The following is a 15,412-nucleotide window of genomic DNA, read 5'->3' on the forward strand; positions in this document are numbered from 1 at the left end:
AAATGACGAAAATGATGAAATACGGTGTCCTATTTGCCATAGCGACACTGATTTCTCGTTCTACAGGCTTGATCAGAGATGTTCTTTTAGCTCACGAATTCGGTGCAGGGATAGAGTTTGATGCCTATGTGGTTGCGATTTCCTTCCCTTTTTTGCTTCGGCGCGCTTTTGCAGAAGGAGCAATGACCTCTGCTTTTGTTCCACTGTACAACGAAAAAAACAAGAGCAACGAATTTGCTTCGGCTGTGATAACAACCCTTGGTATTGTGACTGTTTCGCTCACTCTGTTGATCGAAGTCTTTCCAAAGATAGTACCCACTCTTCTTTCCAGTGGAGCTGACCGAAAGGCACAAGATTTGACTGCGATGCTTTCAAGGATAAGCATGCCTTTTATTGTGTTCATATTCTTGTGGGCGGTACTTTACGCTATTCAAAACTCGCACAACAAGTTCTTTCTACCAGCAGTTTCACCAACTCTGATGAACATAGGTGTGATAGCTGGAACACTCCTTGCGAGAGTTTTTGATCCACCCATTTTGGGTCCCACTCTTGGTTTCACAGTTGGTGGGCTGCTGATGTTTGTGAGTCTAATACCTGGATCGAGAAAGGTTGGATTCAGCTACAGACCTTCTTTCAATGGAGTGGAAGAGTTCTTCAAGCTCTTCTTCCCAGCGTTGCTGGCGATGACTGTTTCTGAGTTCAACGTTCTGATCGATGTGAATGTGGCATCGATGTTGGGACCTGGGAGCGTTTCTGCGATGCAGTATGCCAATAGGTTTTATCAATTGCCTTTTGGGGTATTCGGTGTTGCGATGGCAACTGTTGTCTTGCCAATGATGGTCAACGAATCGGATCGATCGCAGGTTCATCTTTCTGAATCGATCAAATTGTCTTTGTTTCTAACGATTCCTTCAATGTTTGGACTTATGGCTTTGAGCAGAAGGCTAATAATTTTGGTTTATCAACACGGAGCCTTCACGTATCAAGATACAATCATTACGAGTAAGGTGTTGTTTTATTATTCATTGGGTCTTCCTCTCTATTCAATAATGGCTGTAATTTCGAGAGGATTTCACGCAAAAAAAGATATGAAAACGCCTTTTAAAGCAACTCTCATCTCTTTTGTCGTCAACGCTGTACTCGACTTTGTACTTGGCTTCGCGTTCAATGTTTCAGGCATAGCCTTGGCAACTTCAATAGCAGGTCTTTCAGGCATGATTTATTTAATCTACAAGGCAAGACCAAAGATTAATCTGGTGCACCTATCGAAGGTGATCGGTGCATCGATTGTCATGATTAGTGTCATATCTCTTCTTTCATTGTCCAATGATTCACGTTTCTTTACAATACTACTCGTTCTGATTGGAATCTTTGTCTATGCTATAGCCTGTAAGATCTTCAAAATACCGGAAATCGGTGAAATTCTCAAGCTGGTTCGCAGATAAAACTTGCGTAACCAACTGCCTGTGTTCTGTCCTTGGTAACATCTGCACTCGTTGCGTGAGATAACAATCTTGGCTTGCCAAAGTGTTTCATGAAGAGCAAACTCGCCACCGTTGCTAAGCCACACATGGTGATTCTTTCCCTTGCCACAACTGTGTAAAGTCCTACAGGATCTTTTGCAATTATCTTCTCTATAGCCATTTGATCCTTTCTCTTTGTGATCTCTTCACTCTCATAATGGTTCAAATCTGTCGAGAAAACGAACAGAACAGAATTACGATTTGAGGCAACGGTATCCAGACCTTTGGCTATCTTTTCACATGTCTTGATCAAAACTGGGAAGATGCAAATTGGTAGTATTCTGATCTCACTAAAGACATGCTGTAAGAATGGTAGCTGAACTTCGAGTGAATGTTCGTTCATGTGCGCTTCATAGTTCTCAGCTGCTTCATCGCAGCTGTTTAAGAAGATCTCACTGGCTTCTATGTCAACTTCTGTACTGCCAAGTGGTGTTTCCCATTCACCTTCCTTCCAGACACTGATCTGCGGTCCAAAACCTGTGTGATTTGGACCAATCAAGACAACCAGTTCTGGTTTTCCAAATTTGGCAGCTTCTGCATAAGCGTGTGCTGCAACAGGACCGCTGTAAATGTAGCCAGCATGCGGTACAATTATGGCTAAATTTTTCTGAGATTTCTCATATGGTTTGCTCGGTACATAACCAGGACCAAGCGATGACTTAAAACACATCTCTATGCTTTCTTTCAATCTCGAAGCAGAGCTTGGATAAAATGATCCGGCAACTACAGCAGATCTCTTCATCGTTCTATCACCCGTGCTGTTATAAAGATCACCAACTCACGTTTATCTGCCTTTTCTGTTTTAGTTCTGAACAGTTGACCGATGAACGGTAGGTCTCCAAGAATAGGTACTTTCGATTCACTATGCTCCTTTACTTCTCTGATGAGACCGCCTATAACCAATGTTTCTCCGTTCTTTATCACCACGTGAGTATTCGCTTCGCGTGTGCTTTCACCAGGAATATTTATGTTTGGGTAGTAGGTTGGTTTACTCACCTTTGTGTAGACGAGAAGTTCAATGGTTCCGTCAGACGTCACAAACGGGGTTATCTTGAGTTCGATACCCGTGTCTAAGAAATTCACCGTTACATTCCCTTCGGCGTCTACAGTCTGGTAAGGTATTCTATCTCCAATGAGTATTCTGGCTTCCCTGCCGCTACTTGTGACAATCCTTGGACTAGCGAGCAAATTGTCCAGATTCTTTGAATCACTTGCTTTCGATGAGATCGTGATTGAGGCATTGGGCAAAAACGATAGAAATCTTTGATAATCAAAGAGACTTATCACGCTTGTTGTGATGTTGAGCTCAGATCCACTCAGGCTCAGCTCAGGATTGGCAGGACCTGGTAAATCTATCTTAAAAGATAACGATCTTTCCAGCTCGTCGATTAAAGATCTATCGACCAGCCGAGCTTCGATCTCAACTTGTTCAAGAGGCTTAGAGACCTCTTGCATCAGTTTTTCGAGCTCCTCACGTGCCTCTTTGGTCAAACCAGTTACCACCATCAAATTCCTGATGTTGTCCAGATGAACCTTTCCACCGTAGAACTCAACCAATGATTTCGCATTGTCGAGGTTGTGTGGTATCGTGTATATGAATTTTTCTTCTTTTGTAGTGTCAGGAACTGGTTTTGGTTTTACAAATGCCGTGACATTTTCTGCTTCTACAAATGAATAGCCATACTGTTCTTCAACGAGCCTTTTGAGTTGGTTCCAGCTTATTGAAGAGACGTTCATCGTTATGGTCTCGGTTGGATAATTCACAAAAGCGAGTGATACGCCGAAATTTTCGGCAGCGATCGAGATGACTTCCATGAGTGATGCATCGCTGCATTTGATAGAAATTGTACCATCTTGGTTTTTCTCCACTTTGATCGGCTGAGCTTGTAGTATCGATAGTTCGGCTTCTTGCCTCAGTTTTTCTGAGAACTCTTCGTATTTCGAAACTGCCTTTTCTACATCCTCAGGTTTCCCTGAAAAAACAACCACTCCGAGTTTTTCATAGACATCAAGCTTCACAGGGATGCCAATCGATTCAAGAAAACTCTGGAATTGATCGGTTGCGATTTCTTCTACGTACTGATGTATCTGTACTATCAAAGTGGGCTTAGTCGGCTCGGGGATTTTTTCTTGGACCTGCATTATGAAATCTTCAGCTCTTTCTACCGCTTCCTTAATCCCATGCAAAATCATCAAACGACCTATCGTGTAGACTTTCACGCTGGTCAAAGTCTCTAAGATACTCGATAGATTCTGCATATCCATGTACTCTGGCAACAAAACCAGTGAATAAACTTCACCAGATGGTACTTTCACTCTTTGCTGAATCTCATCGATCAGTTTTTGTGCGCTTTCTATTCTTTCTTTGGTCCCTTGCAAGATCATCAGTTGGTTTATCGTATAAACCTTCACGCTGGTCAAAGTCTCTAAGATACTCGATAGATTCTGCATATCCATGTACTCTGGGAGTAAAATCAAAGCGTAATTCTCTTTCCCTATCAGTGGTTTGATCTGATCTTCAAGAAATCTCTCAGCCTCAATGACCTTTTCTTTCTCACCAGAAAGCACGTAGAACACAGCTGTTTCTTCCAAGTCCACACCAAACATCTTCAGAAGGATGAGTTTTGTATCTTCAAGTGGAAGATTTACAATCACAGGGACGAGTCTCACAAACGCCTTTGATGCGATCAAGGCATTGAGTCTTTTGATCTCTCCTATGGCTTCTTCAAGATCTTGTTTATCGTAAGAGCTCATCAGGATCATATCCAAGGACTTTAGATTTGCTTCGATTCTCACAGCGAATCTACTTTCGATTAATGTTTTGACTTCCGAATAGACTTCGTCAGTGAAACCTTTCACATCTATGGTTCTGACGAGTCTGTCTTTCACAAAGGTTCTCAAAAAGTTTTTGACTTTGCTGAGTTCTTCATCTGTGCCTGTCGCTTTCAGGACATTTTGAACCGAGATGGTTTCAATACCGTATATCTTGCTTATGATCTCTGAAACCTGCGATGCGGTCTCTTCGTCACTGAGGAAGAAGACTTCTGAATACTCCAAAGAGTACAAATACTGAATCAGTTGAGCCGCAACAGACCTAACATTTTCTCGCACCTGCGATGGAGCGATTATCAACAGACCATCTTCTGTTTCCACAAAGCGCGATTCGGGTATTCCAAATAGTTCACTGAGTAAAGCTCTCAATTGGTTTCGTACCACTTTTGGGACACTCAGTGAATCAATTTCAGCCTTTTCTAAGAAGCCAAAATCTTGCAAAATCCTTTCTGCTATTTGCAGCTGGAATTCGGAACCAGCTACCTCCAAAACGCCAAAGGGCATCACCAAGACTTCGTATCCTGAAATTTTCAGTATCTCAGCGGCTTCTTCAGGGTAGATCACTGTGAACTGTTTTGAAAGAATCTGTGGCTGAGGCTGGAGATCTGTCGGTTGATGTACTTTTTCGGCTTCAGACTTTCTGAAGCGCTCTTCGAGCTGATTTACGTAGCTGAGAACCGTCTGGATTGTTTTTGAATCGCCGACGATGATGTATTTGTTCAAACCTTCAAGGAGGTTGAAATCAAATTTATAAACCTTTTTGAGTGATTCGAGCAACTTTGTTACGTCTTCAGTTGGTGCTGAAACGGTGATCTCCCTTGTGACAGACGGTGGGGCTATCGAGAGTATTCTGGCTATCAACTCTTGCTCGTATATATCACCATAGACGAACAGTACGGCTTTGTTTGGCAGATACGTCATGACCGTTGTCGGAGAAAGAACTTTTTGCAACCTTTCAACCAACTCTTGGTCTTTCACATCGTATATTCCCCAAAATTGGGCGAATCTTGAAGAGATCTCACTTTTAGTGCCAATGTGTAACGTGCCGTCTGGCATATAGCTGTAAGCAAGTGGTTCTGATCCAACCTTAACCGTTAAGAGTATGTTTCTCAAGGCTTCTTCCGGGGTTATCTGAGAGAGCTTCAAAGACAGCTTGATTGTCTTGACAGAATCTGATACAACCACGTTCATCTTCAGCTCTTCTGCGAGGAACTTAACGGCGGTCTCTAAGTTGCTGATGTCGGTCAAAACAAGATCTACGAGTTTTTCAGAACTCTTAAAGGTTACTTTAAGTACTTTACCCACGATCTCTATTTCTGGTTGTGTTGGTACCAAAAGTTGGAAGATGATCAATGATCCTTGATAGGTACCTATACCCCTCAATGAATCAACCGGTCCATAAGCAACTGGCAGAAAGAACGGAGAGTTTGTTAAAGCCACATCTTTCAGGTGCACTGATACCAAGGAGCCGGCGGCATTCTTCTCGACAAAGAGGTTATTCTTGTCCAAGACAGCGTCAGTTTCAATTTTGAAACTCACCCTGCCTTTTTCAAATGATGGCACTATGGCTCTGATTTCTGCTCCAAGTAATACAACTGTCAAAACCAGGAGCAAGAAGACGAGAATTTTCTTCATGCGAACTCCCCCTCACCTTATTGTATACAGATTTCCCGTCTGAAGATCAAGTACAGCAACGGCAAAACTGGTCACGTGAAGAATCAGATACCTACCATCTAACATGTCATTTAGTGCTCTTCTCTGAATCTGATTTTGATTCACCAATAGAATTGCTCTTTCAACTTCTCCTTTGAGATAACCTGCAAACTTGTACCCTGATAGTGGTTCTATGGACGAAAGTATACTGGCGTTGAGTTTTTCCTCATCAAAGTGCAATCTGTATGGCTTAAATGGATCGATCTCTTGTGTGGTGAGTTGTAAGAGCATCGATATTCTGCTCAGATCTTCGCTCCTAAGCCTTCTCCTCATTGGCGTAACCTGCTGTGTTGGCTGTGGTTTAGACACAGATGTGGGTTTAGTACCTTTCCCGTAGAAGAACAAAAAGTATATGGCTACGCTCCACACACCGATTAAAAGAATGATGAAGAAAAGTATTCTTTTGTTCATTCGACCATCACACCCGTTAAAACGATTTTGAACCTAACCGATCCTTCGTTTGTAATTCCAGGGATGTCAACAGGAACCCTCAAATTGTTCGTCACATTCATTGATTTGATGTTCAGATTGGCTGAGTTCAGAATTGCTACCAAAACGCGTGAGAAGACCTCGGAACTCGTTTCGCCTTGAAGAACATACGTTCCGTCCTTCTCAATAGAAAAATCGAGGTTCACTGTTCTTGCCAGTTCTTTTATTTCATCGAGTCTCATTCTTGGCTGAATGATCTTTTCGAGTGTATCGATGTACTCCCTCTTTGCCGTGATGTTTTTATCCAGTTCCGCCATTCTGAAGAGTTCGTCGTCTATCTTCTTGACAAATGTGTTGAACCTCAGATAATCGTAAACGTCAAAATAAGCCGCTAATGCTAAAAAAATCAAAATTGACAGGATAATGGCCATTTTGCGTGGCATCGTCATCGCCCACCTTGGAGAGTGATCTTTGTCAACCTCATTGAAAGAAAACTCATAGAGGTATCATAATCAACTATCTTGCTCACTTTGTAACCAAGTTCCGCGAGTTTCTGAAAAATTCTTTCAGCCCTTGATTCCTTCTCAGGTGTGTAAAGCTCAAAAAAGGTCAAAATCAGTTGATTATCGAGACTGATCTGCGAAAGCATCATCCAGTCATCGCTTTTATTACCCCAAAGATTCAAGAGTTCTTTGATGTGATTGCTGCCGTTTTCGTAACTGGTTAAGTGAGTCTCGAGTACATCGATTCTGTCTTGCAATCTTTTGCTCTGAGTGTAGAGACTTTGATTTCTCGTAATAATGTTGTTCAACTGATCTTTGAGCTGAGAGGTCTTCAAAGTGATTTGATACTTCTGTAAAACATAACTATGTTGTGAACGAAGAGAGTTCATGACAGATTGTTTGTAGAATTCCGTGGTGAATCTAACCGCTATGACGGGTGATATAAGAGCGGCTAAGAGTACCAAAAAGGAAGACAATTTGAGTACTTGTTTCTTACGCCTGTACAAGTTTATTCTTTCCAAATTCAGCACCACCCCTCACAAATACTCCAAGCACTCCAACACCAGCTTCGGCTGATTTCAAAGAGAACTTTGCATCTTCTACTTTTCCTTGAAAGGTTTCGAACTGGTTGAAAGCCTTCACGTAAAAACTCGTCAAAGCGGGAGGATCACATAGGATATAGAATTTTGAAACTTCTCTTATCGACGTGCCAGACAAAACACTGTTCAGAAGAAATATCGTTTCACGTTCAACGCTGTAAGGTAGATCTGCCAAGAAAGAATTCACCATGGATGAAATATTTGAAGATTCAAATGCTTCAGAACTCTTGTGAATGTCTTCAACAGAGAAACCTGTTTCTTCTGCCAAGATGTCGATCATTTCCCATGTTGAGTAAGCAAAGGTTCTAACTGCTACAGGAATCTTCGATATGAGTATTATCACTGCTGCGTACTCTGGTGTGAAGAGTAACAAGACACAAGTGGACGTAGTAGCAATCTCTGCTATTTCAAGGTACTTGAAGGGATCTGGTAGAACTACATCTGGCTCAGAGAAACCCGCTTGAGTGATCGTAGATATGATTTCGTTCACATCTTTTTGCTTGGAAACGATAACAAGCATTTTTCTAACAGGAGTTCTGATCGTCTCGACAACGATTTCGTTACTCGGCAGGTTCAATAGCCTCGAGACTTCAGTTCGTGCATACTCTCTGTCATCTCTCGGTTTCAACCCACCTGGTGCATCCACTGTGTAGAACAAGAGATTTTCGTTGGGGAAATTCACAGCCACAATGTCTTCAACGTCAGGTCTTATCCTTTTTGCAAGTTCAGCAAGTTTTTTGGATGGATCTTCATTCTCTTTGTTTTCAACATAAAAACTCTCTGTCAAAGTCAGTATGCCTCTTGATTTTCTGCCTCTTGCAAGTGAAATGTATCTTTTGGTGATGTCTATTGCTGTGATGATTTTATGAAAGATCTGCATCGCATCACCTCTTTATATTTATCTTCGTCACAACAGGTGGAAAGGTCATTGTCCAGTCAGCTGTCTCAACTGTTCCAGCTCTGAGAACACCGTTTGGTGAGGTCACGATGGTTGGATAATCTTTGGCTTTCACTTTGACTTGGCTGTTTGTCTCTAAAGATATGGTCTTCGGTGATCCCTTTACCGGTATCGCCTTGATCACCAAAGTGCCTTTGTGCTGAGCAACGGTAACAGTTCCAGGAATTTCACCATCAACCCAATCCAAAGCTTTGAATACAGCACATTTGGCATAATATGGTTCTATCTGCTTTTGCACGTCACTCAACCAAGAGATACCATATACCATCGTACACAGAAAACCAGCGACGACTAGAAGTTTTATCAGCGATTCTATGAGCAGACTCGCTCACCTTCCTATAGTCTGCTGCAGCTGGAAGATAGTGCTGTACATCGTAAAAGCCATGAATGCGATAAATCCACCCACACCGGCGATCAGCATCGGTTCGATCAATGAAACCAGTTTCTTCACACCTACTCTCACTTGATCTTCATAGAAATCTGCCACCTTTGCCAACACTTCTTCAAGTTTACCTGTTTCTTCGCCTGTGCCAACCAGTTCGTAGACAATCTGTGGGAAGAGACCAGCTTCGATCATCGCCTGCCTCAAACTGGCACCTTCTTTGACTCTATCGCTCACCAATTTACTTCTCTTGACAAGTCGAGGATTGTTCGATGCCGCTGCTGCCATCTCAACCGCCTTTGTCAAAAGCACACCACTGCCTGTCAAGACCGAAAGCGTTCTACAGAAACGCTCAATGCCCATCATATTTCGCAGTTTGGCTGCTGGGGGGAAGAGGGTTGCAAGCAACTCTTTCAGGTACATTGAAAACCTCGTTTTCATAAAGATGATCAGACCTACAGCAATAAGGGCAGCTGTTATGAGTGATCCAAGCCAATGCCGGCTCAGAAAGCCGTTCACATTCATTAGAAAGCTCACTATACCTGAAGTTGGTATACTACCAAAGGCACCTATCAATCTTGGGAGTATGTAGAAAGATATAATAAAGATAACACCTATTGCGAAGATCAGAACGAAAATCGGGTATGCCATCGCTGACTTCACTTCATCTTGCAAACGTTTCGATGCCTCGTAGAAATCAGCCGCCTTTTCCAGTGACTTGTCCAGTACGCCTCCTTCTTCACCGGCAGAGACCAAGTTTATAAAGATCGAATCAAAAACGCGTTCATTTCTCAAGGCTTCAGAAAAAGTGGAACCTGTCTCCAAGGAAACCACAAGATGGTTGATTATCTTTCGAAATCTGCTCGAGAAAACCAACTGGTTTGAAAGTATCGCAAGAGCATCTTTTATTCTCACACCTGCGCCCACCATGGTCGAGAGCTGTCTTGAGAAAATGACCAGTTCGGCGAGCGATATACCAAAGAGGATTCGTTCTCTCTTCGTGGAAACTTGCTGAACTTTTAGTACGGCATACTGTCTTTTCTTGAGCAGATCAATGATTTGCGATTCATTATCAGCTTCCAAAACCCCACTGACCCGCTTGCCGGTTTTGTCGATGGCAGTATATCTGTAGTAAGGCATTCACGTTCACCCTCTTGTTTTATAGTATACCACTGAAGTCGCAGGAGGAAGCGCACAAGATCAAACATTTTCATTTGTTCATCAGAAATCTCGAGTTGGTGATGAATTATTCTATCATTTAATTTAATCATCAAATGTGTTATTTTGATATCCTGCCACTGCCAAGTTCATGAGGAGAATCTATTTTTTTTGATTGTAATTTCATTGTAATCGTGCTGTTTTTGAAGATCAAAACTGTGCATACAAAAGAAGGAAGAACAGTCTTTGGACTCACTCGTATTCTTTTTCAACCATCTGAAATGAGACTACTGACCATTCTGGTCCAAAAAGCGTAGCCTTTGGAGCTACGAGAAGATTCAATTTCTTTGAGTCGTTTGTTGAGTTTTTTCACTTTCTCCTGATTTGAGTAATTGCGTTTGCCGCACCTTCTAATGAGAACTCAAAGTGGACAAGCCCTTGACCGTACCAGTCCAATTCAACAATGAGCTTCCTGTGTAGGAGTATTTTTTGTATTATCTCCATTGTGTTTTCGAAAAGTAGCAACTTGGAACCAAATTGTGTGAGAAACTTTGCATACACTGGCTGAGAATTGTCCCATTTTATCCTTGTGGTTATAACTTCGTAGCCATCCACTATGGATCCTCCCACTATATTGGGTCTAACGTTAAAACTTATGTACACCCATTCTTCTTTTCCTTGTCTTGCGACAACTATCGAGGCTTGCGTTTTTTCATAAGGAAAGGACATCTTCTCGATTGGAGAAACTGATGGTGAAAGGGCATACCAAGTGATCTTTTCAGTCATCGGATCTTTCCTGTTTGTTGTAGTCCATGTGTTCTGAGCAAGGACCAGTTGAGCAAGAAGCGTTAGAATAGAAATGAATATGACTATTACATTTCTCTTCATCATAATCCCCCCTGTTTTGAAGTGTCCGCAAATCCCTTACTTACTATCTTACACCAACCTTTGCTCTTTTCGTAAGTCATCTTGCATACTCTTATAGAGGATAGAAGCAAACTATAGCCGGGAGATGAAAGTGCCTGAGATAGGAATCTGCCAGCTGGAAGCTATCAGTGGTTTTTAATTGCTGTGTTTTTCTGTTAATTGATATGCGAATGTTACAAAGTACATGAATTGTAACGTTTAATACACGTGTATGAAAGAGTAATGACATGAAAGTCATCTCAAAGAAATGTAAATCAGATAAAATTCTTTCGCAGATGTCTATAATCAGAGAATACATCAAAAAATTATTTTTTGGGGAGGTGTGATGGATGAAAGGCAAGCACGTCTTGATAGTGGTTTTGCTCGGTGCGGTTTTTTGTTCAATAGCCTTGGGTGCAGACTTTCCAACCAGACCAGTCACGATCATAGTTCCCTATTCTGCTGGAGGAGCAACAGATTTGATTTTCCGAGCGGTTGCATCGGTGTTCCCGAAGTATGCGAACGGTCAACCTTTGGTCGTGAACAACATACCAGGCGCTGGTGCTGTCACTGGTGTGATGGAGTTCTTGAAAGCCAAGCCAGACGGTTACACACTTCTGTCAATTCAAGCAGCAATCATCACGAAGATTCACTGGAGTGAGGTTAAGTTCACAATTGACGACTTTGTTCCAGTGATAAACATAGTTCACGATCCCAGTTACATCTTGGTTAGGTCGGATTCTCCTTACAAAACGTTGACTGATCTGGTTGAAGCAGCTCGCAAGAATCCTGAGACGATAACCCTTGGTAATGGTGGTGCTGGAGGAGGAAATCATCTTGTTGCCGTAGCCTTTGAAGAATTCGTTGGTGTTAAGTTCGTACACGTACCGTATGAAGGTGGTGGACCAGCGATAACAGCGCTCGTTGGTGGACATGTTGATGCGGTGATTGCAGCGGCTCCAGAAGGCGTAACTAATGTGCAGAGTGGTCAGTTAAGAGTTCTTGGGGTTTTGGGCGCGAACAGACTCTCAGTCTTTCCTGACGTACCTACTGCGGTGGAGCAGGGGTATGATTTCAGGCTTGGCATGTGGCGAGGCGTTGCAGCACCAAGAGGTACCCCTCTTGAGACTGTGAAGGTTTTGCACGATATCTTGTACAAGTGCATCAACGATCCCGATTTCCTCGCAAAAGCAAAGGAACTTGGTTGCATGATTTCGTATATGGATTCTGCTACCTACCAGAAGTTCATGAGAGACCAGAGCCAATTTTGGGAAGCTTTGATGAAAAGTAGACGACTTGGAGAAAAATACGGTAAGTGATCTTTCCCCCCACCGTCAGGTGGGGGGGTTCTGGGAGGATAACGGTATGTCTTCGCGCGCGAAAGATCTTCTTTCTGGTTCCATAGTGTTTTTAACGGGATTTGCCTTCTATTTACAGACTCTGAAGATAAGACCAGTGAAAATAGGTTTGAGTCCTGCTGATTTTCCCAGATTGATTACGACGATGATGATGATTTGTGGTGCTGTTCTTGTTCTGAAGGCATTGGTTACAAAACACGTTAAGCAGAAAAGGGATTTCGAGTCAGGTAATCTCAAGAAGATAGGGTTCTTAGTTGCTGTCTTTTTCTTTTATGCCTTACTTCTGGATCGGATAGGATTTGTGTATTTGACACCAGTCTTTCTGTTTGCTTCAATGTATGTTTTCGGAATGAAAAGACATCTGTTGAACATCATCATAAGTATTACAACAACGATTGCTGTGTACCTTGTCTTTGCACATGTTTTCAAAGTCCCCCTACCACGTTTTTCTCTGTGAGAGGTGTTGAATATGCTCAACTATTGGGTTGAAGGAATAAAGATCGCACTTCAACCATCCACTTTCTTGTTGATGGTGCTCGGTGTGATCAGTGGCATAGTTGTGGGAGCTTTGCCAGGTGTGACCTCTTCGATGGGAATAATATTGCTTCTGCCGTTCACTTACTATCTTGAATCGAAAATAGCGTTATTAATGCTTGTTGCGATGTATTGTGCTTCTATGTTCGGTGGTTCAATAGCTGCGATTTTGCTTCGAACGCCGGGTACTCCCTCTGCGGCGGCGACAGCAATCGATGGTTACCCATTGGCTCAACAAGGCAAAGCAGGAAAGGCGCTGAGTGCTGCATTGATAGGTTCTGTAATAGGTGGACTTGTCAGCGGTGTTTGTATGATATTTCTGGCTCCTTTTCTTGCAAAAATCGCTTTGAAGTTCGGTCCCGCTGAATATTTCTCCTTGGCAATCTTTGGGTTGACGATCATAGCAAGTGTCTCGGGGAAGAATCTCCTAAAAGGTATTGTCTCTGGTTTGATCGGTTTGCTGCTGGCAATGATAGGAATTGACAATATAAGAGGTACAGAGAGACTTACCTTCGGCATACCTGCTTTGGACAACGGTTTTGATTTTCTGCCTGTTATGATAGGTGTTTTTGCTGTAGCAGAAGTTCTTGAGAGAATAGGAAAAAGACAAAGAGTTGAACAGACCACTTTTTCCATTCGAGGACTGTGGCTCACATGGGATGAATTTCGCGGTATTTTGCTCGCAGTTCTGGTTGGCTCTGTCATTGGGGTCTTCATAGGTGTACTTCCTGGAACAGGTGGAACGATTGCCACCTTCCTTGCTTACAACGAGCTGCGAAGATGGTCGAAGAACAAAGATAAATTTGGCCAAGGTGCTTTGGAAGGCGTTGCTGTCTGTGAAACCACTAACAATGCAGTTACTGGGGGTGCGATGGTTCCCACCTTGGCACTGAGTATTCCTGGTGATGCAGTGACGGCGGTGATGTTGGGTGCGCTGATATTGATAGGTGTTAAACCAGGTCCACTGCTCTTTGCGCAGTATCCAGATGTTGTATATACACTCTTTGCCGGATGGTTCATCATACAGTTGCTGATGCTTGCAGTGGGCTTTGTCTCAATAATTGCAGCCCCGAGCATTTTGAAGGTTCGTGACGAGATACTCATGCCGATAGTCTTGGTTTTGTGTGTTGTTGGATCTTTTGCGCTGCGCAATAACATGTACGATGTCTTTGTTGCTCTCGCTTTTGGTGTGATAGGTTATTTTATGAGAAAAGCAGAGTTTCCAATGCCTCCGCTCGTTCTCGGGTTGATCTTGGGTCCAATGGCTGAACAGAATTTGAATCGTGCACTCTTGACATCCAAGAATGATTGGTTTGTGATCTTCAAACGTCCTATTTCCTTGACACTGATTCTGTTTGCTCTTTTGTCCGCAACTCTTTCAATAGTGAGTTCTTACAGGGCTTCGAAAAAGGAGGCAAAGAGATGACAAGAGCACAAGAAATTGAGATCAAACTGAAAAGGGTTAGAGATTTCCTCGATCAACAAAATCTTGTTGGAATGCTTTTGAAAAAACAGCCCAACTTCTCTTGGGTGACTGCCGGTGGCTTGAACATGGTGGGTATCGCAACGGAAATGGGGGTCACATCTGTTTTGATAACTCAAGACGGAGCATACGTGATTGCAAACAAAATAGAAGCGCCGAGGATGAAAGACGAAGAGGTTGACGATTTCTTTGAGATTCTTGAATACGATTGGTTTGAAAACAGAGAAATAGATATTGTGAAGAGTATTGTGAGTGGTGAAGTAGGTTGTGATACACAGGTGGGGGGATTGAAGTACGTTGAGCCACAGTTCAACAAATTGAGATATGAATTAACTGAGTCGGAGATTGAGCGGTATATGTACCTTGGTGAGAATCTATCGCGAAGTCTTGAAAGTGTCTTGCTCTTCACAAAGCCGCAGGACAGTGAATGTGAAATCGCAGGCAGAATCAGCGCAGAGCTCTGGAAGTACAGAATCGATCCGACTGGGTTTATGGTTGCCGCTGACGAGAGGGCAAAACTTTACCGTCACCCGATTCCTACAACGAAGAAGATCCAGCGGATGGTGATGGTTTCTGTAAATGCGCGCTACAAGGGATTGATAACAACCATCACTCGAACCGTCTGGTTTGGTAAACCACCATCAGAATACATCGAGCAGTACAGAGAGAATGTAGAAATAGAATGCATCATGATCGAGAAAACAAAGATCGGTACGAAGATGAATGTGCCGGTACTTGCAGCAATTGAAGAATACCAAAAACGGGGCTATTCAGATGAGTGGAAGCGTCATCATCAAGGAGGTCCGATGGGATACTATGCCCGCGACATAAGAGTAACTCCATCTTGTGAAGAAGTAGTGAGAAAAAACCAAGCCTTTTGCTGGAATCCGACGATCAGCGGTACGAAATCTGAGGACGGCTTCATAGTCACTGAGGATGGTCCTGTGATGATAACCAGACCGTTCATCTTTCCCAGACTGGAGATTGAAGTTAACGGGGCTAAGTTCGTCAGACCAGATGTCATTGTCTTATAG

At 42.8% G+C, this 15,412-nt stretch carries 14 protein-coding genes; 5 read left to right on the plus strand and 9 right to left on the minus strand.

Going from position 1 to position 15,412, the window contains the following annotated elements; translation table 11 throughout:
- The first annotated feature begins 2 nt into the window (after positions 1 to 2).
- Entirely contained in the window at positions 3 to 1,445 is a 1,443-nt protein-coding gene (gene murJ / locus ACSFC1_RS00645; protein WP_435564208.1) for a murein biosynthesis integral membrane protein MurJ, read from the plus strand.
- Here the strand turns inward: murJ and amrB are convergent.
- The 9 genes from amrB to ACSFC1_RS00690 all read right to left on the minus strand — a co-directional run bounded on the left by amrB (position 1,426) and on the right by ACSFC1_RS00690 (position 10,985).
- A complete protein-coding gene (gene amrB, locus ACSFC1_RS00650; protein ID WP_435564209.1) occupies positions 1,426 to 2,265 on the minus strand; it encodes an AmmeMemoRadiSam system protein B in 840 nt (279 codons plus the stop codon). The genes murJ and amrB overlap by 20 nt on opposite strands.
- A complete protein-coding gene (locus ACSFC1_RS00655) occupies positions 2,262 to 5,990 on the minus strand; it encodes a type II secretion system protein GspD (protein ID WP_435564210.1) in 3,729 nt (1,242 codons plus the stop codon). Before ACSFC1_RS00655 ends, amrB begins: the two co-directional genes overlap by 4 nt.
- Before the next feature lie 12 nt (positions 5,991 to 6,002).
- Positions 6,003 to 6,479 (minus strand): hypothetical protein, encoded by a 477-nt coding sequence (locus ACSFC1_RS00660; protein WP_435564211.1) that lies wholly within the window; start codon positions 6,477 to 6,479, stop codon positions 6,003 to 6,005.
- Complete coding sequence (locus tag ACSFC1_RS00665; RefSeq protein WP_435564212.1) at positions 6,476 to 6,940, minus strand: hypothetical protein; 465 nt, start codon at positions 6,938 to 6,940, stop codon at positions 6,476 to 6,478. The genes ACSFC1_RS00660 and ACSFC1_RS00665 overlap by 4 nt, the downstream gene beginning before the upstream one ends.
- 2 nt (positions 6,941 to 6,942) lie before the next feature.
- Positions 6,943 to 7,521 (minus strand): hypothetical protein, encoded by a 579-nt coding sequence (locus ACSFC1_RS00670; protein WP_435564213.1) that lies wholly within the window; start codon positions 7,519 to 7,521, stop codon positions 6,943 to 6,945.
- Entirely contained in the window at positions 7,493 to 8,479 is a 987-nt protein-coding gene (locus tag ACSFC1_RS00675) for a hypothetical protein (protein ID WP_435564214.1), read from the minus strand. The genes ACSFC1_RS00670 and ACSFC1_RS00675 overlap by 29 nt, the downstream gene beginning before the upstream one ends.
- Before the next feature lie 4 nt (positions 8,480 to 8,483).
- Positions 8,484 to 8,825: a hypothetical protein gene (locus tag ACSFC1_RS00680; protein ID WP_435564215.1), complete on the minus strand. Its 342-nt coding sequence runs from the start codon at positions 8,823 to 8,825 to the stop codon at positions 8,484 to 8,486.
- Positions 8,826 to 8,885: 60 nt separating this feature from the next.
- Positions 8,886 to 10,079, minus strand: coding sequence for a type II secretion system F family protein (locus tag ACSFC1_RS00685; RefSeq protein ID WP_435564216.1), 1,194 nt, complete (start codon positions 10,077 to 10,079; stop codon positions 8,886 to 8,888).
- 387 nt (positions 10,080 to 10,466) lie between these two features.
- A complete protein-coding gene (locus ACSFC1_RS00690) occupies positions 10,467 to 10,985 on the minus strand; it encodes a hypothetical protein (protein WP_435564217.1) in 519 nt (172 codons plus the stop codon).
- Between the two features lie 368 nt (positions 10,986 to 11,353).
- Between ACSFC1_RS00690 and ACSFC1_RS00695 the strand changes: the two genes are divergently transcribed.
- Genes ACSFC1_RS00695 through ACSFC1_RS00710 form a run of 4 tightly spaced genes read left to right on the plus strand, consistent with a single transcriptional unit; the run spans position 11,354 to position 15,412 of the window.
- A complete protein-coding gene (locus ACSFC1_RS00695; protein ID WP_435564218.1) occupies positions 11,354 to 12,322 on the plus strand; it encodes a tripartite tricarboxylate transporter substrate binding protein in 969 nt (322 codons plus the stop codon).
- Positions 12,323 to 12,368: 46 nt separating this feature from the next.
- Positions 12,369 to 12,818 (plus strand): tripartite tricarboxylate transporter TctB family protein, encoded by a 450-nt coding sequence (locus ACSFC1_RS00700; protein WP_435564219.1) that lies wholly within the window; start codon positions 12,369 to 12,371, stop codon positions 12,816 to 12,818.
- A 12-nt stretch (positions 12,819 to 12,830) separates the two neighbouring features.
- Positions 12,831 to 14,321, plus strand: coding sequence for a tripartite tricarboxylate transporter permease (locus tag ACSFC1_RS00705; protein ID WP_435564220.1), 1,491 nt, complete (start codon positions 12,831 to 12,833; stop codon positions 14,319 to 14,321).
- Positions 14,318 to 15,412, plus strand: coding sequence for a M24 family metallopeptidase (locus tag ACSFC1_RS00710; protein ID WP_435564221.1), 1,095 nt, complete (start codon positions 14,318 to 14,320; stop codon positions 15,410 to 15,412). The genes ACSFC1_RS00705 and ACSFC1_RS00710 overlap by 4 nt, the downstream gene beginning before the upstream one ends.

The organism is Pseudothermotoga sp. U03pept, from assembly GCF_051235805.1.
Lineage (GTDB): Bacteria > Thermotogota > Thermotogae > Thermotogales > DSM-5069 > Pseudothermotoga_B.

Excerpts from the sequence above, each read along its gene's own strand:
- ACSFC1_RS00680 (WP_435564215.1), bottom strand. The coding sequence starts at position 8,825 with ATGGTATATGGTATCTCTTGGTTGAGTGACGTGCAAAAGCAGATAGAA.
- ACSFC1_RS00685 (WP_435564216.1), bottom strand. The coding sequence starts at position 10,079 with ATGCCTTACTACAGATATACTGCCATCGACAAAACCGGCAAGCGGGTC.
- ACSFC1_RS00665 (WP_435564212.1), bottom strand. The coding sequence starts at position 6,940 with ATGCCACGCAAAATGGCCATTATCCTGTCAATTTTGATTTTTTTAGCA.
- ACSFC1_RS00710 (WP_435564221.1), top strand. The coding sequence starts at position 14,318 with ATGACAAGAGCACAAGAAATTGAGATCAAACTGAAAAGGGTTAGAGAT.
- ACSFC1_RS00705 (WP_435564220.1), top strand. The coding sequence starts at position 12,831 with ATGCTCAACTATTGGGTTGAAGGAATAAAGATCGCACTTCAACCATCC.
- ACSFC1_RS00655 (WP_435564210.1), bottom strand. The coding sequence starts at position 5,990 with ATGAAGAAAATTCTCGTCTTCTTGCTCCTGGTTTTGACAGTTGTATTA.
- ACSFC1_RS00700 (WP_435564219.1), top strand. The coding sequence starts at position 12,369 with ATGTCTTCGCGCGCGAAAGATCTTCTTTCTGGTTCCATAGTGTTTTTA.
- ACSFC1_RS00675 (WP_435564214.1), bottom strand. The coding sequence starts at position 8,479 with ATGCAGATCTTTCATAAAATCATCACAGCAATAGACATCACCAAAAGA.
- ACSFC1_RS00690 (WP_435564217.1), bottom strand. The coding sequence starts at position 10,985 with ATGAAGAGAAATGTAATAGTCATATTCATTTCTATTCTAACGCTTCTT.
- ACSFC1_RS00695 (WP_435564218.1), top strand. The coding sequence starts at position 11,354 with ATGAAAGGCAAGCACGTCTTGATAGTGGTTTTGCTCGGTGCGGTTTTT.
- amrB (WP_435564209.1), bottom strand. The coding sequence starts at position 2,265 with ATGAAGAGATCTGCTGTAGTTGCCGGATCATTTTATCCAAGCTCTGCT.
- ACSFC1_RS00660 (WP_435564211.1), bottom strand. The coding sequence starts at position 6,479 with ATGAACAAAAGAATACTTTTCTTCATCATTCTTTTAATCGGTGTGTGG.
- murJ (WP_435564208.1), top strand. The coding sequence starts at position 3 with ATGACGAAAATGATGAAATACGGTGTCCTATTTGCCATAGCGACACTG.